The 20840-nt window shown below is 68.2% G+C and carries 12 protein-coding genes and 2 pseudogenes; 10 read left to right on the top strand and 4 right to left on the bottom strand.

All coding sequences use genetic code 11. The features are described from left to right. The first annotated feature begins 5 nt into the window (after nucleotides 1-5). The 4 genes from ACWEJX_RS14570 to ACWEJX_RS14555 all read left to right on the top strand — a co-directional run bounded on the left by ACWEJX_RS14570 (nucleotide 6) and on the right by ACWEJX_RS14555 (nucleotide 7339). Nucleotides 6-1517, top strand: a complete 1512-nt coding sequence (locus ACWEJX_RS14570; RefSeq protein ID WP_451607798.1) for a glycoside hydrolase family 43 protein — start codon at nucleotides 6-8, stop codon at nucleotides 1515-1517. Between the two features lie 47 nt (nucleotides 1518-1564). Next, nucleotides 1565-3310 carry a cellulase family glycosylhydrolase gene (locus tag ACWEJX_RS14565; protein ID WP_451607797.1) on the top strand — a complete coding sequence of 582 codons (1746 nt, stop codon included), beginning with the start codon at nucleotides 1565-1567 and terminating at the stop codon, nucleotides 3308-3310. A gap of 80 nt (nucleotides 3311-3390) precedes the next feature. After that, nucleotides 3391-5154, top strand: a complete 1764-nt coding sequence (locus ACWEJX_RS14560; protein ID WP_451607796.1) for a cellulase family glycosylhydrolase — start codon at nucleotides 3391-3393, stop codon at nucleotides 5152-5154. A gap of 67 nt (nucleotides 5155-5221) precedes the next feature. Next, nucleotides 5222-7339, top strand: coding sequence for a beta-galactosidase (locus tag ACWEJX_RS14555; protein ID WP_451607795.1), 2118 nt, complete (start codon nucleotides 5222-5224; stop codon nucleotides 7337-7339). A gap of 61 nt (nucleotides 7340-7400) precedes the next feature. Here ACWEJX_RS14555 and ACWEJX_RS14550 read toward each other — a convergent pair. Continuing rightward, nucleotides 7401-7562, bottom strand: a pseudogene (locus ACWEJX_RS14550) (pirin); the annotation flags it as partial. A 245-nt stretch (nucleotides 7563-7807) separates the two neighbouring features. Further along, nucleotides 7808-8510: pseudogene (locus ACWEJX_RS14545) on the bottom strand (enolase C-terminal domain-like protein); the annotation flags it as partial. Between the two features lie 220 nt (nucleotides 8511-8730). Between ACWEJX_RS14545 and ACWEJX_RS14540 the strand changes: the two are divergent. From ACWEJX_RS14540 to ACWEJX_RS14515, 6 genes are all read left to right on the top strand, one after another. Then, a complete protein-coding gene (locus tag ACWEJX_RS14540; RefSeq protein WP_451607794.1) occupies nucleotides 8731-9225 on the top strand; it encodes a Pycsar system effector family protein in 495 nt (164 codons plus the stop codon). 18 nt (nucleotides 9226-9243) lie between these two features. Continuing rightward, the gene (locus tag ACWEJX_RS14535) at nucleotides 9244-9942 is read left to right on the top strand and encodes a Crp/Fnr family transcriptional regulator (protein WP_451607793.1); all 699 of its coding nucleotides are present in this window, start codon (nucleotides 9244-9246) and stop codon (nucleotides 9940-9942) included. Between the two features lie 115 nt (nucleotides 9943-10057). Continuing rightward, complete coding sequence (locus tag ACWEJX_RS14530; RefSeq protein ID WP_451607792.1) at nucleotides 10058-10840, top strand: hypothetical protein; 783 nt, start codon at nucleotides 10058-10060, stop codon at nucleotides 10838-10840. Further along, on the top strand, nucleotides 10840-12858 hold the full coding sequence (locus tag ACWEJX_RS14525; RefSeq protein WP_451607791.1) for a hypothetical protein: 2019 nt from the start codon (nucleotides 10840-10842) through the stop codon (nucleotides 12856-12858). Before ACWEJX_RS14530 ends, ACWEJX_RS14525 begins: the two co-directional genes overlap by 1 nt. Next, nucleotides 12855-13631, top strand: a complete 777-nt coding sequence (locus ACWEJX_RS14520) for a hypothetical protein (RefSeq protein ID WP_451607790.1) — start codon at nucleotides 12855-12857, stop codon at nucleotides 13629-13631. Before ACWEJX_RS14525 ends, ACWEJX_RS14520 begins: the two co-directional genes overlap by 4 nt. Next, a complete protein-coding gene (locus ACWEJX_RS14515) occupies nucleotides 13628-13822 on the top strand; it encodes a hypothetical protein (protein ID WP_451607789.1) in 195 nt (64 codons plus the stop codon). The genes ACWEJX_RS14520 and ACWEJX_RS14515 overlap by 4 nt, the downstream gene beginning before the upstream one ends. Nucleotides 13823-13923: 101 nt before the next feature. Here ACWEJX_RS14515 and ACWEJX_RS14510 read toward each other — a convergent pair whose 3' ends face one another. Next, on the bottom strand, nucleotides 13924-16755 hold the full coding sequence (locus ACWEJX_RS14510) for an SEL1-like repeat protein (protein WP_451607788.1): 2832 nt from the start codon (nucleotides 16753-16755) through the stop codon (nucleotides 13924-13926). A 441-nt stretch (nucleotides 16756-17196) separates the two neighbouring features. Beyond that, nucleotides 17197-20742 (bottom strand): hypothetical protein, encoded by a 3546-nt coding sequence (locus ACWEJX_RS14505; protein WP_451607787.1) that lies wholly within the window; start codon nucleotides 20740-20742, stop codon nucleotides 17197-17199. Nucleotides 20743-20840 lie beyond the last annotated feature (98 nt).

Below are 20840 nucleotides of genomic sequence, written 5' to 3'. Positions count from 1 at the left end.
ACCACGTGTCAGACCAGCCCCAGCCGACCGGCACCCTCCCCAACCCGGTGATCCCCGGATTCCACCCGGACCCGAGTGTCTGCCGCGTGGGCGACGACTACTACCTCGTCTGCTCCAGCTTCGAGTACTTCCCCGGCATCCCCGTCTTCCACAGCCGCGACCTGTTCAACTGGACCCAGATCGGCAACGCCCTCGACCGGCCGAGCCAGCTGCGCCTGCCGCGCGAGTCCCCGTCCTCCGGAGGGATCTACGCCCCGACGCTGCGCCACCACGACGGCCGCTTCTGGCTGATCGTCACCAACGTCAGCGGCGACGGCAACCTGCTCTTCACCGCCACCGACCCGTCCGGACCCTGGTCCGACCCGATCCGGCTGCCCGGCGTCCACGGCATCGACCCGGACCTCGCCTGGGACGAGGACGGCACCTGCTGGTGCACCGTGGCCGGCGTCTCCCAGGTCCGCCTCGACCCGGCCACCGGCGAAACCCTCGGCGAGCCGCAGCGGATCTGGTCCGGCGCGCCCGGCGCCATGGCCCCCGAGGCCCCGCACCTGTACCGGATCGGCGAGTACTGGTACCTGATGATCGCCGAGGGCGGCACCGAGCGCGGCCACGCCGTCTCCATCGCCCGCGGCACCTCGCCCTCCGGCCCCTTCGAGCCGTGCCCGGCCAACCCGGTGCTGACCCACCGCGGCATCGACAGTCCCATCCAGAACACCGGGCACGCCGACCTCGTCCAGGCGCCCGACGGCTCCTGGTGGATGGTGCTGCTCGCCGTCCGGCCGCGCGGCGGCACCCCCGCCTGGTACGTACTCGGCCGGGAGACCTTCCTCGCCCCGGTCGAGTGGGTGGACGGCTGGCCGGTGGTCGGCCCGCTCACCCCCGAACTGCCCAGCCCCGCCTGGCCGCTGCACCCCGCGCCCGCCGTACCGGCCCGGGACGACTTCGACCAGGCCGAGCTGCACCCCCAGTGGATCTCGGTGCGCGAGCGCCCCGAGCACCTGTGCACCACAAAGGAACGTTCCGGCTGGCTCACCCTGCGCGCCGCGGGTGCCTCCCTGGACGAGAACGACGTGGTGTTCGTCGGCCGGCGCCAGCAGGACCTCGGCTGCCGGGCCCGCACGCTGATTGATCCCGCCGGCGGCAGCGGCGGCCTCGCCGTACGCATGGACGAGGAGCACCACTACGAGATCGAGGCTGCCGACGGCGAGGTGAAGGTCTTCGCCCGGATCGGCTCGCTGCGCACCGAGGTCGCCTCCCGGGCGGTGCCCGCCGGAGCCGTGGTGCTCGGTGTCGATGTCGTCCCACGGCCGACGCGCGGCCCGCGCACCGGTCCCGACGACGTCGTCTTCGGCGTCGAGGAGCCCGACGGCACGTTCACCGTGCTCGCCGCCCTCGACGGGCGCTACCTGTCCACCGAGGTGGCCGGCGGCTTCACCGGCCGGGTCATCGGCATGTACGCCGCGGCCGGCACCGTCCACTTCGACCGCTTCGACTACGAGCCCCTCCCGCTCCCCTGACCAACCCGTCAGGGCTCCCCACCCTGCCTCACACGAAAGGGACACCCGTGAACGACGCACAGCAGACCGCACGCCCGCTGGGCCGCCGACTCCACCGCACCGCCTGCCTCGTGGCGGCGCTGGTCACCGCGGGCAGCCTCGCCGCCGGCACGGCCGTCGCCGCACCGGCCGACCGGGGCAAGAACCGGACCCCGGCGGTCTCGGTTCCGAGCGACCCGATGGCCGCGGTCGCCGCGATGCAGCCCAGCTGGAACCTCGGCAACACGCTGGACGCCCTCCCCGACGAGACCTCCTGGGGCAACCCGCTCACCACCAAGGCGACCTTCGACGGCCTCAAGGCGCAGGGCTTCCGCAGCGTCCGCATCCCGGTCAGCTGGTACCCCCACCAGTCCGCCACCGCGCCGTACACCATCGACGCGGCGTGGATGGCCCGGGTCAAGCAGGTGGTCGACTGGGCCCTGCAGGACGGCCTCTACGTCGAGATCAACGTGCACCACGACTCCTGGCAGTGGATCAGGTACATGTCCACCGACCACGACAACGTCATGGCCCGGTTCAACTCGACCTGGCAGCAGATCGCCACCGCCTTCAGGGACGAGCCGCGCGCGCTGCTCATGGAGAGCATCAACGAGCCGCAGTTCGCCGACGCGACCGACGCCCAGAAGACCCAGTACCTGCGCGAGCTCAACACCTCGTTCCACACCATCGTGCGCAACTCCGGCGGGCAGAACAAGGACCGGCTGCTCGTCCTGCCCTCGGAGGAGACCAACAACGCCCAGCACTGGCTCGACGACCTGTCGACCACGATGAACTCGCTGCACGACCGCAACCTGGTCGCCACCGTGCACTACTACAGCTGGTACCCGTTCAGCGTGAACATCGCCAACGGCCCGACCTACGACGCCACGGCCCAGGCCGACCTGCACGACGGCTTCACCCGGGTGCACAACACCTTCGTCGCCAAGGGCATCCCCGTCTACCTCGGCGAGTACGGCCTGCTCACCTCGCCCTACTCCGGCGTGGTCGAGCGCGGCGAGATGCTCAAGTACTTCGAGCACGTCAACTACGAGGCGCGGGTCAACGGCATGACCTCCGCCGTCTGGGACGCCGCCAACGACTTCCTGAACCGCTCCACCATGCAGTGGATGGTCCCCGAGATGAAGGCGCTGATCCAGACCTCCTGGCGGACCCGCTCGGGCACCGCCTCCACCGACAACGTCTTCGTCCCGAGGTCCGGCTCCATCGCGGCGCAGACCATCACGCTCAACCCCAACGGACAGTGGTTCACTGGGGTCTGGCAGGGCGACACCCCGCTGATCCAGTACCGCGACTACACCGTCAATGGCAACCAGCTCACCCTGACCGCCGACGCCCTCACCCGGCTGGCCGGCGACCGGGCGGCCGGGATCAACGCGACCCTCGAAGTCCGCTACTCCGACGGCGTGCCGTGGAAGCTCTTCGTGCGCTCCTACGACAAGCCGGCCATGGCCGACGCCACCGGAACGGCCGCCGGGATCGCCATCCCGACCCGGTTCAACGGTGCCCTGATGGCCAACGTGGAGTCCACGTACGCGGACGGCACCGCCGCCGGCCCGGCCTCCTGGACCACCTACCAGTCGTTCGACAACTTCCGCGCCGACTACGGCGCCGACACCACCACCATCAAGCCCGACTTCATCACGTCGCTGAAGGACGGCGCCCCGGTGACGCTCACCTTCCGCTTCTGGACCGGCGACACCGTGACCTACCACATCACCAAGTCCGGCGACACGGTGACCGGCACCGCCTCCTGACCTCAACCCTCCCGCGCCCGAAGCCCCCTGACTACCCGTCAGGGAGCTCCCTCACCCTGTTCACCCGAAGGGAAACCCCCGTGAACGACGCGCAGCAGCAGACCGCACGCCGGCGCCGCCGCCGACTCCACCGGACGGCCGGCCTGGCGGCGGCACTGTTCACCACCGGTGCGCTGACCGCCGTCCCCGCCTCCGCGGCCCCGGCCGCCCCGGCCGCCCCGGCCGCCCCGGAAGCCGCACAGTCCGCCAGTATGTTCGTCCCCAAGGACCCGATGAGCGCGGTCGCCGCGATGCAGCCCAGCTGGAACCTCGGCAACACGCTGGACGCGATCCCGGACGAGACCTCCTGGGGCAACCCGCTCACCACCAAGGCGCTGTTCGACAGGATCCGGTCGGAGGGCTTCCGCAGCGTCCGCATCCCCGTCACGTGGTCCGGCCACCAGTCCGCCACCGCGCCGTACACCATCGACGCGGCGTGGATGGCCCGGGTCAAGGAGGTGGTCGACCTGGCGCTGGCGGACGGCCTCTACGTCGAGATCAACGTCCACCACGACTCGTGGCAGTGGATCAAGTACATGTCCACCGACCACGACAACATCATGGCCCGGTTCAACTCGACCTGGCAGCAGATCGCCACCGCCTTCAAGGACGAGCCGCGCAAGCTGCTGATGGAGAGCATCAACGAGCCGCAGTTCGCCGACGCGACCGACGCCCAGCGAACCCAGTACCTGCGCGAGCTCAACACCTCGTTCCACTCCATCGTCCGGGGCAGCGGCGGAGTGAACAAGGACCGCCTGCTCGTCCTGCCCTCCGAGGAGACCAACAACGCCCAGCACTGGCTCGACGACCTGTCGGCCACGATGAACTCGCTGCACGACCGCAACCTGGTGGCGACCGTGCACTACTACAGCTACTGGCCGTTCAGCGTGAACGTCGCCAACGGCACGACCTACGACGCCAAGGTCCAGGCGGACCTGACCGAAGGCTTCGCCCGGGTGCACGACACCTTCGTCGCCAAGGGCATCCCCGTCTACCTCGGCGAGTACGGCCTGCTGAGCGAGCCCAACTCCGGCATCGTCGAGCGAGGGGAGATGCTCAAGTACTACGAGCACGTCAACTACGTGGCCCGCGCCAACGGCATCACCACCGCGCTCTGGGACGACGCCAACTACCTGAACCGCGCGACCCTGCAGTGGCGTGACCCGGCCCTGATGGCGCTGATCAAGGCGTCCTGGACCACCCGCTCGGGCACCGCCTCCACCGACAACGTCTTCCTGCCGAAGTCCGGCCCCCTCGCGGCCCGGACCATCACCCTGAACCGCAACGGCCTCCGGTTCGCCGGGCTCTGGCAGGGCGACACCGCACTGATCCCGTTCCGCGACTACACCGTCGACGGCGACCAGCTCACCCTGACCGCCGACGCCCTCACCCGGCTGGCCGGCGACCGTGCCGACGGGGTCGGCTCGACCCTCCAGGTCCGGTACTCCGGCGGCGTGCCCTGGCAGCTCAACGTGCGCACCTCCGAGCAGCCGGTGCTGTCCGACGCCACCGGAACGGGCGCCGGGCTCACCATCCCGACCCGGTTCAACGGCGACCTGCTGGCCAACGTGGAGTCCACGTACGCCGACGGCACCGCCTCCGGCCCGTACGGCTGGACCACGTACCAGGAGTTCAACAACTACGCCGCCGACTACGACGCCGACACGACCACCGTCAAGGCCGGCTTCATCGAATCGCTGAAGGACGACGCCCCGGTGACGCTCACCTTCCGCTTCTGGAGCGGCGCCACCGTGACCTACCACGTGACCAAGTCCGGCGACACGGTGACCGGCACCGCCTCCTGACCGCCGTCCTCCCCGCCCCGGCCGCCGCTCCCCCGGCGGCCGGGGCCTCACCCCGCCGAGGTTCCGCATGTTCCCGCTGCCCCCGCGCGTGCTGTTCGGCGCCGCCTACTACTACGAGTACCAGCCGTACGAGCGGCTCAAGGAAGACCTCGACCTGATGGCCGCGGCGAGGTTCACCGTCATCCGGGTCGGCGAGTCGGTCTGGTCCACCTGGGAGCCGGAGAACGGCCGGTTCGAGCTGGACTGGCTGGCTCCGGTGCTCGACGCGGCCCACGAGCGCGGCATCGCGGTCGTTCTCGGCACGCCCACCTACGCCGTGCCGCCGTGGCTGGCCCGGCAGTACCCGGAGATCGCCGGCGACCGGGCGACGGGTCAACGCATGGGCTGGGGCGCCCGCCAGGAAGCCGACTTCTCCCACCCCGCCTTCCGCTACCACGCCGAACGCGTCACCCGGAAGATCCTCGGCCGCCATGCCGCGCACCCGGCCGTCATCGGCTTCCAGGTCGACAACGAGCCCGGCCTGCGCCTGCCGCACAACCACGGCGTCTTCCAACGGTTCGTCGATCACCTGCGGCACACCTACGGCGACGTGGAGACCCTCAACCGGGAGTGGGGCCTGGTCCACTGGTCGCACCGGCTCTCCACCTGGGCCGACCTGTGGCGGCCCGACAACAACCAGCAGCCGCAGTACGACGTCGCCTGGCGGGCGTTCCAGGCACGCCAGACCACCGAGTTCGTGGCCTGGCAGGCCGGCATCGCGCGCGAGTACGCCCGCCCCGGCCAGTTCGTCACCACGTGCCTCTCCTACCACCATCCCGCGCTGGACGACGACGAGCTGACCGACGGCCTGGACGTCACCGCGGGCAACCCGTACTACGACATGCAGGACGCCCTCGCGCTGCCCGACCCCACGCCCGAGGACCACGAGCAGCAGTGGAAGACCAGCGGCGTCTGGGCCCTGTACCAGAGCGCCGACCGGATCTTCTCCTCCCGCCAGGAGCCGTTCCTGGTGACCGAGACCAACGCCCAGGCCATCAGCGGCACGTCGGAGAACCGGCCCGCCTTCGACGGCCAGTGGCGGCAGGCCGCCTGGGCTCTCGTCTCGCGCGGTGCGCGGATGATCGAGTACTGGCACTGGCACACCCTGCACTTCGGCGCCGAGACCTACTGGGGCGGCGTCCTGCCGCACAGCGGCAAGCCCGGCCGGGTGTACGCCGAACTCGCGCGTCTGGGAGCCGAGTTCGAGAAGGCGGGCGCGCTGGTCGCCGGAATGGAGCCCGATGCCGACATCGCGATGGTCTACTCGGTGCCCAGCAAGTGGCTGATGCAGAAGTACCCGCCGCTGGCGACGCCGGACGGCAGTCCGGACCCGGCCTCCTACCACCGCATCTTCGACCCGTTCTACCGCGGCGCCTTCGAGGCCGGCCGCCAGGTGCGGATCCTGCACGCCCGCCGGCTGCGCCACGCCGGCGGAAAGAGGGACGGCCTCGCCCCCGACCTGGCGGCCCGGCGCCACCCCGTGCTTGTGGTCCCCGGGCTCTACCTCGCCGAGGATGCTCTCCTTGACTGGCTGGCGGCCTACGCCGAGGCCGGCGGCCACCTCGTGCTCGGCCCTCGCACCGGATACGCCGACCACGAGGCCCGGGCACGCCACGAGACCGCTCCACCGCGACTCGCCGCCGCTGCGGGCGCATGGTACGACGAGTTCAGCAACCTGCCCTCGGACCTCAGGCTGCGTGCCGTCCCGGGCAGTCCACTGGAGCTTCCGGCGGGCGCGACCGTGACCCGGTGGGTCGAGGGCCTGACGGTCACCGACGCGACGGTGCTGGCCGGTTACGACCACCCGCACTTCGGCCGCTGGTCCGCCGTCACCACCCGCGCCCACGGCGCGGGCCGGATGACCTGCGTCGGCGCGGTGCCCGGACGCGACCTGGCCCGGGCCCTGGCCACCTGGCTGGCGCCCGCCCCCGTCGGCGGCTGGCGCGATCTGCCCGGGTCCGTCACCGCGACCACCGGGACGGGCCCCGACGGGCGCCGCGTCCATGTGGTTCACAACTGGAGCTGGCAGCCGACGCGAGCCCTGGCCCCGGTGGACCTGGCCGACGTACTGGGTGACGCCTCAATACCCGCCGGCGGGACGGTCTCCCTCGGCGCCTGGGACGTACGGGTCTTCGTCGCGCGCTGAGAGAAAGGGAGGGGTCGGGCATCCCCCGACCTCACATCGGCCCGACAGAGAAAATCGCAGGTCAGCGCACCCGCCCCCGGGCCTTCAGCCGGTTCGCCGGGACCTCCGGGGCGTCCAGCCGGCCTCCGTCGTACCCCTTCACCTCGCCGAAGCGGTCGCCCGTCATCCAGTCCTCCCTCGCCTTGCGGATCTCCTCGTCCGTGCGGCCCACGAAGTTCCACCACCACTTGATCCGTCGACGTTTCCGCAGGTCAGAGGCCCCCTAGTCAATCAAAGTCAGCAAAAGTCAGCATCGGAGTGCCTCTAGACGGCCGATTCAGCCCATAGTCCAGCCGCTGATTGCGGGGGGACAGGCAGCAAGGACCGATGCTGGGCATCCGGTCGCAGTCGACGAGGTACAGCTAAGGCTCCCGGGACGCGATGTGCGCCCCGGGAGCCTTCGGGAGGTCGGTCGCACTGCGCAGAGGATTAGATCGCGTTCCACTCGGTGGAGACGGCGACCTCATTGAGGACGCCGAGGAGCGGCTCGACTCCGAGCCCCGGGACGTCGGGACGTCGGGACGTCGAGATGGCCGTCGGCCAGGACGAACCGCTTCGTGATGTCCGTGGCGAAGTAGCGGTGCGAGCCCGAAGTGTCGCCCGGCAGGGTGAAGCCGGGGAGGGCTGCCAGGGCGACGTTGGCGGCGCGGTCGATACCGGTCTCCAGCATGCCGCCGCACCAGACCGGGACGCCATGGGCGCGGGCGACAACGTGGATGCGGCAGGCTTCGAGGTAGCCGCCAACGCGGGCCGGCATGATGTTGATGATGGAGCGGGCGCCCAGCGAAATGGTCGCGGCAGCGGACTCGATGGGCTCGTCCAAGCAGATCGGGGTGTGCAGTAGTTTGGCGAGCTGGAGGCCGAAGCCGTCGAGCTTCGCGAGCTGTTAAGCATCGACGAGCGTGTACGCGGCGTTGGTGTCGGCCTGGAGGAGGAGGTCGCCGCCGAAACGCTCGCGGACGGCGCGGACCGGTTCGACGTCCCAGCCGGGCTTGATCTTCAGCTTGATCCGGACGTGCCCCTCGGAGACGTAGCTGTCCACGGCGTCCAACAGCTCGGGTATCGAGTCCATAATGCCGCAGGGGACGCAGTCGCGAGCCGCGCCCAGGTAGGAACTGAAGGACTCGCCCGACGTTGCGGACGCCACATACGGCGTCGGAGGGCAGGTCGAAGGTGTACGGCCCTTCGGGCAGGGTCGGACCCCAGGCTGTCAGGACGCGGTCGGACTCGTCGCCGCGTTCCACCACGTTCAGGCCAAGATGTGCGCTGTGCGTTTTCGGACTGCCATGCCTGCGCAGCCTTCAGCGCAGCACCAGTGAGTGGTCAATTGCTGTACCCAGGGGGATGTCACCGTGCCGAATGAGCCGACCGAAACAGCATGGAAGATCCAGTCCGCCGTCGCGGATGCGACGGCCAAGGCGGACTCGAAAGCCGCGCTCGCCTTGACCCTGCAGTCCACCACGCTGGCCGTATTGAGTCTGCTGGCGAGTTCCCGGAGGGCAGCGGGCGGGTTCGAGTCCGCCGCGTCGCAGACGCTTTTGTGGCTCGGTGTCGTACTCATCATGGCGGGTGTCTGTTGTGCCGCATGGGCTGTTTCCCCCCGGCTCGGCAAAGAGCGGCGAGGACCAGAACCGGATGGTGACTTCCTGTACTTCGGACACCTGCGGCTTATGGAACCCGCCGCATTGGAGGGCGTGCTGCGCAACACAGACCCACTGCCCTCGCTTACCCGACAAGTGGTGGTGATGAGCGAGATCGCGTGGGCCAAACACCGCCGGGTGCAGTGCTCTCTCGTCCTGGCAGTCGCGGGTTGCGGCTGCTTCGCCGTGGCCACTGCCTTCGCGTGAGGGCGAGGAGGTGTCACGGTGAACTTCCTTTCCCTCGTGTCTCCTGAGGTATGGCGCGACTTGCTCGAACGCGGGCATCGGCGCACCTACCGGAGCCAGACGGTGCTCCTGGCACAGGGCGAGTCGCCCGACTGTGTGATCGCGCTGGTCGACGGTCTCGTCAAGGTGGTGCAGGGCAATGAGGCTGGGGACAGTTTGACGTTGATGCTCCGCGGCCCGGGTGAGGTCCTCGGTGAGATGGGTGTGCTGCTCGACCGGCCGCGTTCGGCAACCGTGACAGCGGTGCGCCCCTGCACGGGTGTCGTCATGGCTGCGCACGCCTTCCGCGGATATGTGGCCCGGCATCGCCTGGAATCTGTCGTGTACCGGCTGAGCGTGGACCGGCTGAACAGCCAGGAGCGTCTGCGCGCCGACCTTGCACACTTGTCGCCGCCGGCCCGCCTGGCACGAGTGGTCGTTCATCTCGCGGACGAGGTGGGGCACCGTGACGGAACTGGTGGTGTCGTCGTCGAACTCGGCATACCCAGGAAGGATTTGGCCACGATGGCGGCCATGAGTCGATCATCAGCATTTGCCGCCCTCGCGCGTCTCCAGTCCGACGGCATTGTCACGCTCGGCCGTCGGCGGCTCATTGTCAGAGATCCTGCCCTGCTGAGGGCTGCAGCCCAGGACGACGGAGTAGGCGGCGGCGACCGACCACGCGCGGAGCTCCTGTGATGTGACGTGTGGCACGCCCGTACCGTCCAGCGCTGGACGGTCGGCTCCCCGCTCCTCGAACAGGGTGGTGCTCTCCCCGCCGCATGGGCGGGGAGAGCTACGAGAGGAGCGGCGCATGCTGCCGTCATGGGAGCCCTTGTGGCCCTACCGGGCCGTGTTGGCTGTCGACGCCAGGGACTTCGGATCACTCGACAGCAAAGGGATGCAGCAGGTCAACGCCGACATCCCACCTCTGCTGGCCCAGGCGTTGAGCGCCAGCAACGTCAGCGCGCACTGGGAGCGGCGCGTATTCGGCCAGCACACAGGCGACGGTTACGTCGCCGGCATGGACCCCGAGGTCCTGCCCGCGCTGGTGGGGCACTTCCCCGACGCACTGCGCCAGGCGCTCTCCCGTCGGCGGGTCGAGAACCCGCACCTCAAGCCCCTGCAGCTTCGGGTCAGCATTCACGTCGGCCCGTTGCCTCAGAGTGGTCTGGGCGTGCCCATGGTGCACACCCACCGGCTCCTGGACGACAAGGCGCTGCGGGCGGTGCTCGAGCGCGGAAATCCCGAGATCACCAACACCGCCGTGATCGTCTCCCAGCGGGTGTACGAGGACGTCTTCGACAGCGGCTGCGTCAACGACGACGTGCTGCCGGCGCACTTCCACCGGCATCTGGTGAGGGTGAAGAAGTTCGAGCAGCCGGCCTATCTGCACCTTCCCGGTTTTGACTGGGGGCTCGCGGATCCGGACATCTTCGAGCCGTCCGTCGCGGCGGCAAATGAGGAGGAGCCGGGATCTGGGGCGCTTGTGGCGTCGGCTCCCACGGCTCCGGCGGGTCCCGGTGCGGTGAACTTCCACCAGTACGGCGAGCACGGCAAGCAGGGCTACAACTTCTACGACGAGCGGGGGCGGTAATGAGCGACCGCAGCAGCGAAGCACCCGACCCGACGTACCACGGAATCAATCCGGTGAGGCCCCGGGTATACGAGGATCCGGCCGACACGCCGCCATCGAACGCGTCGGAGTTCCACCAATACGGCGACCACAGCGTCCAGGCGGTCCACTACGCCGTACACCTGAACGGTGACTACGTCCAGACTCTGCCCATCGACGGCAGCGACCTCGCCTACCGTGCGAGCGAAGACGGCCGCTTCGTCGAGCCCCGGGATCCGAACCGTCTGCTCGACGCGGCCAAGATCCTCGAAGCGCACGGCGTCGTGGTGCTGTGCGCGTCCGCCGGCAGCGGCCGGCGGACCGCAGCGGTGCGGCTCCTGCGCCAAACGGCGGGACCGCAGGAGCCGGAGCTGTTCGACCTGGAACCGGAGTGGACCAAGCCCGGCACCCAGTGCTTGCCGGTGCGCTCGGCGACGGGCTACCTGCTCGACCTCTCCGACCTCCCGGACGAGCCGCCCGCCCGCTTCGGCCAAGACCTGGTCCATCATGGAGCCGCACTGCGCAAGCAGGGGTCTTTCCTGGTCGTGCTCGCCACCCCAGACGACTGGCAGGGTGCATGGGCCGACGCCACCGGCGACATCACGGTACAGCTGGAGTCCCCCAGTGCGCGGCGCCTCGTCGAGACCGAGCTCGACGCGCACGGTCACGCAGACCGGGTGGCCTGGCTGACGGACGAAAATCTCTCCCCGATCTGGGAAGCCGACCCCTCCGCCCGTGACGCGTGCCGGCTGGCTGGACTCATTAGCGCGGTGAGCGACAGGGAGCAGCTCAGGGAAGCCGTGGACCGTTTCGGGGACTGGCACACCACGGTAGAGAAGCTGCTCAACAAGCGCGGTGCCGTGGACGGCAGCCCGTCGTTGCTGTCCACTCGGGTCACGGTGTGGGCCGGAGCGCTGCTCGACGGAGGGCGGCGCGGTTCCCTCGTCCGCGCGTCCGACGACCTGCTCGCCTCGTTGGGCCAGGCCCGAGGGCCGGCCGACGTACTCACCGATGCGACGTCGTCCCGTCGACTCCAAGCAGCCGGAATCGAGGCCGTCGGCGACCGCGCCCACCACGACCGCAGCTGTCAGGGGTTGCCCGCCGCCATCCTGCGTCACCTTTGGGAGGAGTTCCCCGCCCAACACGACCTGCTGACGAGGTGGGCGGTCGGTGTCGCCGCGAATCGGTCCGTACCAGAGGACGACGCTCGACTGGCAAGCGAGGCCCTCCTGCGCCTGGCAGTGCGTCAGCACGACAGGCACGTGCTCGACGCTCTCGCAACGGGACTCACCGGCCCTCGGCGAATCTTGGCCGTCGAGGCGCTCACAAAGGCCGCGACCGACGCCGAACTCGGCCGCTATGTCCGCGACCGCCTGCTCAACTGGGCGGAGTCCAACAACTCGGAGAAGGTGGATCTGGTCGTCGACATCTGCGGCGGGCCCTGGGGCCTGGAGCAGCCGGCGCTCGCCCTGACCCGTCTGGGCAAGGCAGCGGGTGGGAAGGATTTCGGCGCCGAGAAGCTGGTCGATGCCTTCCGGGAGCTTATCCGGCACGCTCCTGGCCTCGTGGACAAAACGGTCGTTCAGTGGCTCAAGAGGCACGGGACCGAGGCCAGCGGAAAGGCGCACCGCCAAGCGTTGGGATCCTTCCTGGCACTCGTCTCCAGCGACACGGGCACGGACCTGGTCCTCGCCTCGGCCGGCGACCCGTCCAGCAGGGAGCACTTCGTCCATGCCTGGCAGACGCTGCTCACCACCAACGACGCCGTGGACGCCGTGCTCGACCAGCTCACCCGGTGGCAAGAGCGATTCGAGCACGACGCCGACCAGAGGGACGCGGTAATCGCCCTGCTGGCTGAGGTCTTCGCCCCGCCACGGCTGCGGTTGCGGCTCGACCGGCTCTTGGTGGCAGACGGAGCGGTGGTCCGACCGTTCTGGCGGGACATCCTCGGCCACGCCATGCAGCACTACAGCCTCGTCCGGAAAGCGTCGGAGGCATGACCAAGCGTCCCGGTCCCTGGTGGAGACGGCGGGTCGGCCGGTTCAAGGCGTACTGGCCCACCTGTCTGCCGGGCGTCCGCTTCCTGGCGCGTGGCACTCTCACCCATCTGGTCCCTCCCCGGGCGACCGGAACCTACCACGCGACCGCCGCGCGAGCGGCGGCCCGTCTGGCCCTGGACGAACTCGGCCGCGCCATTGCCGGGAGGCATCGGCCCGAAGAACTGGAATGCGCTCAGCATAGGCTCACCCTGGCGGTCTCGGCGTGGCACAGCCTCGACAGCCATCCCGGCCTCTGGCTCAGGGCACGACTCACCCTGCTGCTCCCCCAGCAGGACGCCGAGCGAGCCCAAAGGCACCAGAATGCCCTGCGCGAGGTTGAACTCCGTCTCGCACAGGATCGGTTGTGCCGGCAAGAGCTGGCTCGGACCGTGTGCACCGACCGTGACAGTGCCCGCCTGTGGTGGCTGGAGCAACATCTGGACGACCTGTCGGCCCTCAACTGGGCATCGTTCAGGGACACGATCCTGCCCTTGGTGGGGACGTCGGTCACCGAGCACACACAAGCCGAGCGGCTCGCCCACTCCCTCCTCTACCTCTGGGAGCGATTGGACGATGTGCCAGGACGGCAGGAGCGGTTCATGGCCACGGCCCGCACGCTCTTCGAGCAGATGGGCTGGTCCGACGGATTCCCCTGGCCGTCGTCGTCCGGCGACCTGGAGTCTGTGGCTCCGTCCCAAGCAACCGTCCCCCACGCAACGGAGGACGAGCAGTGAAGACCTTCCTACTGCGCTGGCTACTCGATCCGCTCACCAGTCTGCTCGCCCTCCGCCTGTGGTCCCCGGAGCGCAGCGGCAGGCCGTACGACGCGGCGTGGCGACTGGCCAGGGTCATTCGCCACCCGGACGAGCTCCTGCACCGCGTTCACGGCCACCGACCCGACGATCCTGGAGACTCGCTTCCCTGATCGCGGGGGGGCAGTGCTGCTGCGAAACACAACGTCAGCTCTCGCGTGCGAGAGAACCTTATCCCCAGGACTGCGCATCTCGCCGTCGTGCTCTCGATGTCTCAGGCCTCTGGTCGGGCAGCCGCTGCCTCCAGTTCTGCCAGCCGCTCCGTAGCGAACCGGACACCTGCGTCCTGCGCCTGGCGCAGGACGCGCTGCGCTCCCGCAATATCGCCGCATTCTTGACGGATCGCGGCGAGAGGCAGGAGGAGGCTCAAGTTTCCCTGGCGGATCGCTGGGAGCAGGACTTGCTCGGCGGCCTCACGCTCGCCGCGGGCAGCACGGGTCCTTGCGAGGACTTCGAGGAGGCTTACGGAACGGGCGGCTAGGTCCTCAGCTTGCCGTGTCCTTCCTGTACTCTCCAGGATGCGGACGAGATCCCTCTCTGCACTCGGGTCCCCCTCCTGAAGAATCCGCCAATAGAGTCGCTCCGCTCGCTTGAGTTCACCTGTCTCCTCTCGCAGTCTGGCCAGCTCTGGCAACGCGTAATGCACGCCGAGGTTGTACGCCCTCCAGAGCAGGCCAGCAGCAGATCGGTGGTCACCGTTGCCGCGGCGGATCATTCCCAGACCGCGCAGAGCGTTCGTATCGCCCAGGGAGACGGCCATCTCGCAGAAGTATTCGGCGCGGGCCGAATCCCCCTCTTTTTCATAAACCCACGCGAGTTCGCGAGGGGCATTCCTGTCGCCCGCCTTTATGGCGTGTAGGAACACCTCGATCGCCCGAGGCGTATCCGTGTACATGTAGCTCCAGGCGAGCCCGGTGAAGGCTTCACCATTGCCGGCTTGAAACGATAGCGTCGCGAGATCGAGGGCCCGCTCATGTTGGTCCTGATCGGCCAGCCATCGGGCCTGGTACTCAACTACCCGGGCTCCGAAGAAGCCGCGGTCTAGGACTGCCTCGTACAACTGCGCCGCAGCCGTGTCGTCTCCGCGCTGGGACAGAACGGACGCGAGCCCCACAGTGGCATCGAACCTGCCGCTGGACTCCGCAGCCTTCCGGTACAAACGTTCCGCCTCGTCGAACCGTTGCGCACGCTCGTACCGCCAGGCCAGGACAACTTGAGCCTCTGCATCGCCGGTCTCGGCAGCCAACTCGAAGTAGGGCAGAGCGTCCTCGTCCTTGTAGGCTTCCTCGAGCCATAGGGCGAACATGGACAGTGCCGCACCCTCGCCGTCCTCCGCCGCCGCCATGGCCAGGGCCTCAGCGTCCTTCGTCCTGCCGCGGGCCAAGGCTTCCCGGCTCAAGGCGACCTTGTCCCTCGCGCTGGCGGCATGCCGGACGGCAGCGGACCAGAATCCTGCGCCTGGGCACTCCATTTGGCGATTTCTTCTCGCGTGTAGTTCGACGAAGTCCGAGAGCCGGTAGTGGCTCGGTTCCAGTGAATTCGGCAGGGACGAGCCCGCGGCCGGGGCGAGGGGCCCACGTACACCCCGACACGGGACCGACAGGTACTCCACCGCTCGCTGGAACCAGTCGGGCCGGACCAGATCACGTTGTAGCGAGGTGAGGTACGCCGCAGCAGCCTCTCTGAGGAAAACGTGGGGGAGATCGAGACCGTGGCCCAGTCGGCGGGCGTCCATCGCAGCCTGCAGCACCGCGCGGGCTGCGGGGGAGCCTGTCTCGTAGCGCTCCAACTGGGCAGGGCCTCCCGTCAGGTACTGGATGACGTGTCCGCCCTCGGCAAGCCGTGCAGCCTGCAGAATCCGCCTGTCGGTGCGCTCAGGCTCTGCGGTGAGGGCGGAGAGCTCGTCGACACTGAGCATCTCCGGCACCCGGATCCAGCATTTGGCCAGCAGGGCTTTCGTCTGAGCGCGTTCGTCGCGCGGCGCGGTGGTCATCGTGGACCAGTGCTCGTGCCAGGCCGTGCCGAGGACAAGCACAGGGGCGGATCGATCACTTCTGAGCAACCCGATGAGCCTGCCAGCAACCTGCTCGTCCCGATCGGTATCGCCGGAGAGGAGGAAGCGGTTGATCTCGTTGAGCCACAAAACCGTTCGGGGGGAGACCAAGCCGATCGAATCGAGCAGGTCGTCAGGACCAGCCGGGTGCCATAGTCGCCATTCTTCGGGCAACCGCTGAATCGCCTCCCATGCCGCTCGCGTCTTTCCCGTGGAGGAGTCTCCGAGGAGCACCCTCATGACGCTTCGTTCTGCGAGGGCCTGGTCCACAGCGGTGCCGAGTTCGTCGTCGAAGGGCCGGCGGAAGTATGAGGGAAGTGGGTCATCGTCCGTGGCGTGGTCGATAGTGATCGCCTCATGGACCTCCAGGCCAAAGGGATCGGCGGCGGCAAGTGGGATGCCCGGACCAACCGGGCCGCCCGAGCGCTCCATGCGTGAGAGCTCCCCCAGTGCCTCGCGATCGCAGAACCGGCGAGCAACTTCGTCTCCGAAGTAGCGGGCCACGATGAGCGGCTGGCTACGGAGCAAGATCCCCAGGTGCTCTGCATCCCAGATCTCACCCAGGGCCAGCTCCGGATGCCGGCCCTGATAGTCATGGGCCAGGTCCCGCACTTGGGTTCGCGTTCCCCTGCATGAGGTGGCGATGACCAGGCGCGCCGCGCCCTGAGGGCGTGGACCGTGAACGAAGGTGTCCAACGCCTTCCTCGCGTCTGTCTCCGTGAACCGGGTCACTTGCTTGACCTGAAAGGCGTGCCACCCACCGTCCGTCGCACGCCCGACGATGTCGATACCACCCTGCGCCTGCCCCGGCGTTCCGTAGCGGTGGCAGGGCGACAGACACTCCACCACCTGCACAAGTTCCCAGACCAACCGTTCGAAGTCATCCCAAGGCATATCGTGGAACGGGAGGAAGTCGATCTTCTTGTCAATCACCACCGGCTGCCGTGAGAGCTGCCCCACACCAAACCCCCGCTCGATTCGTTGCGTCGCCATCCGGGCCACAGGTTAGACCGGGGGACTGACACCTCGTCGACCACGACTGCTCGCCGTTCAAGTCGCTCCGTTGCCCATCGGCGAATCACCTTCTGAGACCACATAGGTGGGGAGAACCTGGGGAGAATGGAGCCCTGCTGGGGAGCGCTGGGGAGGATCGACCGCATCAATGGGCAGCACGACACAAGAGGGCAGGAATGACGGGTCGGTGCAAGCCAGAGGGCCTCTCCGGTCGATTCCTGCAGGTCAGCACAACGAGGACGACAACCTCAAGAAGATCTCCTCACTCCTGGAGCATGAGGAATCGGGCCGCAACTGCTGACGATGGCCCATCAACGCACCCGACCGACACCCTTGATGAGTTGCACAGCGTCTCTGGTCTGCACGTATGCCGTTCAATGATCGGCAGCGTGCATCCCCAAGCCCTTGTGCCAGCCTCGCTCAGCGCCCCTGCACTCGCGCAGCGCGCTCTTTGCTTTCCGCCGTTCGCAGCAGCTCCTCTTGCTGAGCACGACCCGCTTCGGCGACGGCAGCGAGAGCCGGGACGCGAATGGAGAGGTCTGTGAAGTAGTCGATGAGATGTTGGTGTCTGGCCGCATCCTCTCCCCACCATGAATCGACCCACGCGACGTCGGCCGCGATGTGTGCGGCGGGTACGCCGTGGTCGAGGAGAAGCGGCCCGAGGCTTTCCAGTATTTCGTTCCGCTGGCCCACGAGGGCTTCGAGAAGCTTGTCGGGAGTGGCCACGTCATCCCTGATGAGCTGCTCTGCCAGGTTGCGGTCGGCGCCTACAAGCTGGACAAGTGGGCTGTGCCCGATGCGTGGAAGGTCGATACAGCGGACGGTAAGGCGATAGCGATGGCTTTGTGGAAGGCGGTCCAGGTGCAGGTCGCACCCGTGGGGCTCGGGCGCGGTGAAATAGCCCTGCTCGGCCATTTCGTCGAGGCGCGCGGTGTACCACGCTTCCAGCAGATTGGGGTCGTGCTCGGCAAGGTGGGCAAGGAGTTGGCTGGCACGCCACTCGTCGTGCTGGGGTAGATCCTCGGGGCGGATGCGGCGTACGGCATCACACCAGGTAGCTCGCCATGCATCTGGCAGTAAAGGGCCATGGGGTTGTCCGATGGCGAAGATTACCGCCGTGCTGCCGGCGACGACAGCGTCCGGGTGGCGCAGGAGACGGTGCAGTACCTCGTGCGGCTCGTCGCGGAGAAAGATCGAGTCGAGCAGCCAGGCGTCTTCGGCGCGCATCTTCGCGACCACGAGCTGGGCAGCAGTGTCGTCTGTACCTCGTCCAAGGACGGTGGAGATGACGCCGGTTCTGAAGCGGGGATCATCCAGCGCAGAGGTGAGGACCTCAGCAGACAACGTGTCGGGGGAAGTCGTGAGCCATCGGCTCAGTGCGGCTCGGTGAATCGGCGGGCTGCCAGCTGCCGTTGCCGCTGCGTGCCAGGCGGCGGGGTCGGTGAGGTGCGGCACCATGTGGTCGGCGACCCAGGTGCCGCCTCCGTGGTCTCCCGCGAGCTCGGATTGCTCAGCCAAGGCGATGAATCGCGCGACTCCGGCGGTCGGGCCGAGGGCAGCAATCCTTTGGGCGAGAGATTCCACTCTGCGGACGCTGCCTGGGGCGGTTTCGTCCTGGTGGCCCGTGGCGTCCCGACGACTCCAGCCGATGAAGGACTGCATATCTGGATCGATGTCCAGTGCCGGGAGGTTGCTTCCTTCGTCGCCGGTCCGCGCGTATGCGGCGTTGAGCATGCGTCGAGCACGGAGTGCGAGGCCGGGAGAGGCCTGGAGCAGATGATGCAGGGTAGCCAGCATGCGAGTTCCTCCCTTCGCTCCCTGGTTCTTCTGTTCCCTGCTCGGTTCGCTGTTGTGGGGAACGAATCCTGCACCGAGCCGTACCCATGAGGCGGCCAGGTCCAGCAGAGGAACAACCGCGGCGGGGGCGCTGTTCAGGCCGTCCTGTCGTTCGGTTTCCTCGATCACGGGCGCCGCCTGGTCCCACAAGGAGATGAGACGGGCCAGGTTTTCGGCACTTTCCACGCCCCGGGCGAGTGTGACCGTGTTGGGACTACCGGGGTCAGTCCAAGTCCCAGACGTTTCGGCGGAGAAGATGCTTGCGAGCACCTCGGTGGCTACACCCCAGTCAGCTGGAGAGCGGTGAGTACGCAGCCACTCAAGGACGGGCCTCAACAGCAGCCCTCGAACCTCGAATACGGTTCCGAAGTCCGGGTCGATCGTTTTGGCCACGTCGTCGAGCACTCGCAGTGGGTGCTGCGGAGTGGAGTGGCGCGGGCGCTCGTCGCCCACGGCAAGGTCGAGCAGAGCGGTTATGGCTTCAGGCAGTAGATACTGCGTCGCCGACTGTGCGAGCTGCCGAGCAGCTGCGTCAGCTTGCCGGTCCGTGATGGTGGCGTTCATTGGCTCGTCACGCGGGGCGGCGAGGATCGCACGAGCCTGGGTGACCGCGAACTGTGCAGCCTCTCGGTCCAGACGGGCGTATTCGGACACCAACGAGAGGGTGCCGGTGTCCCACTCGGCCGGTGCGGGCAATGCTCGCACCCAGTTCTCGACTGCCGTCCGAGCGTCCGAGGAGACTGAGACGCGGGCTGCGGAGATGGCGGCGGAGACGAGGTCGCGGCTCCTGGTGGGGAAGGCGTCGCAGAGAGTGGACCACGGCCTGTTTGCCGGACGTGTGAAGAACCACCGGGCAATCAGTGGCGCGCGCAGGGCTGGTTGCAGCCGCCAGACGTCGTGCACCGTCTCCACGAGGCCGTGGCGCGCAAGGCGCTCCATCAGGCCGGACATTCTGGCCGGCGGCTCGCCGACGAGCGGCGCAAGCGCGTATAGCGTCTCGCTTGAAGCCCCTCCCAGGGCCGCTACACAGGCCAGAACGTCGACGGCTGTCTCGGTCTCGGTGATACGGCGGAGATGGCGCTCTACGTTGGCCAGGTGTGCTGCGCCGTTGGCTACCTGGCCTCCCTCACCCGTTGTGAACAGCTGGCACAAGGTGACGGCCCACCCCGGTCGTCCAGCCGCCTGGTCGAGAACTGCCGCCCGGGCCCGGTGCCCAGTGACGCCCAGAGAGGTGACCAGGGCGTTCATGTCGGATCGCTCCAATAGGTCGATGTCAAGGCGGACAGCGCCGGGCAAGGCCGCCGTCACCTCGTCTGCTCTGTCGGGCCAGGTGGTCGCGACGATGGCGAAAGCATGTTCCGCACTGTGGCGCGCCCGTCGCAGCACACGCATCTCGTTGATACGAGTGTGGGCATCGTCCACGACCACGGCGGCAGGGCAAGAAGTCAGTAGCTCGTCCAGGATGCGATCTGCTTGCGCCTGCTCTAGGTAGGCGACCTTGCCTGTGAGCTCAACGGTGAGCCGGGTTTTCCCCACACCGGGCACGCCGGCCAACACGACATCCCGGCCGCTGGTGACGGCCTCGTCGAGCTTGGCCAGATCCGCCTCTCGGCCAAGGAGATCGGTGTGCTCAGCGCCGTCTTCCGGCAGCTCCAGCGGCCGGTCAAGCAGGGCCTCTAGCTCTCCTCTAACACCGAGGAGGTGGAACCTCCACATCGGCTCCTTGGACAAGCGCGAAGCGAACCAGTCCCGGGCATAGATGTGCGGCGCGGGGAGGCCACGATCTGCGCACAACCGGTCCAAGGAGGCGCGCCTGGTAGCGTTGACAGGCTGTGAGCAGGCCATCACAATCAGATCGGCTTGCACGCCCTCTTCACTCATACGACGAAGGCCCGTGCGCAGGTTCGCCACAGGATTACCCGTAGTCACGAGCAGGCGCCCACGGGCGTCCGCGTCCTGGGGTCCCCATGGGAAGTAGATGTCGGCGTCGCGACCGAAGTCATGCCCACCCTCGACCGCGGACAGGCCCGGATACTGTGATTGCAGGAGCGCACAGGCGCAACGCTCGAACTCCGTTGGATGGATGGCTTGTTCATCCATCGCCCGGCGCACGCGTGCAATGAGATCCATGATTATTCATGCTACGCGCACTGGCGTCCGTACACCCCATCCGGCGGTGGCCCCATGCCTGAAGGAAGATCGCTCCAGGCATGCACGGCAACGGCCCA

It is taken from the genome of Streptomyces sp. NPDC004788 (assembly GCF_053601115.1).
The sequence above is the reverse complement of the archived record's forward strand: the minus strand, read 5'-3'. Positions and strand labels throughout refer to the sequence as shown.

Bases quoted from the DNA above. Each gene is read 5' to 3' on its own strand.
- ACWEJX_RS14525 (WP_451607791.1), top strand. From the start codon at position 10,840: ATGAGCGACCGCAGCAGCGAAGCACCCGACCCGACGTACCACGGAATC.
- ACWEJX_RS14530 (WP_451607792.1), top strand. From the start codon at position 10,058: ATGCTGCCGTCATGGGAGCCCTTGTGGCCCTACCGGGCCGTGTTGGCT.
- ACWEJX_RS14520 (WP_451607790.1), top strand. From the start codon at position 12,855: ATGACCAAGCGTCCCGGTCCCTGGTGGAGACGGCGGGTCGGCCGGTTC.
- ACWEJX_RS14555 (WP_451607795.1), top strand. From the start codon at position 5,222: ATGTTCCCGCTGCCCCCGCGCGTGCTGTTCGGCGCCGCCTACTACTAC.
- ACWEJX_RS14510 (WP_451607788.1), bottom strand. From the start codon at position 16,755: ATGGCGACGCAACGAATCGAGCGGGGGTTTGGTGTGGGGCAGCTCTCA.
- ACWEJX_RS14505 (WP_451607787.1), bottom strand. From the start codon at position 20,742: ATGGATCTCATTGCACGCGTGCGCCGGGCGATGGATGAACAAGCCATC.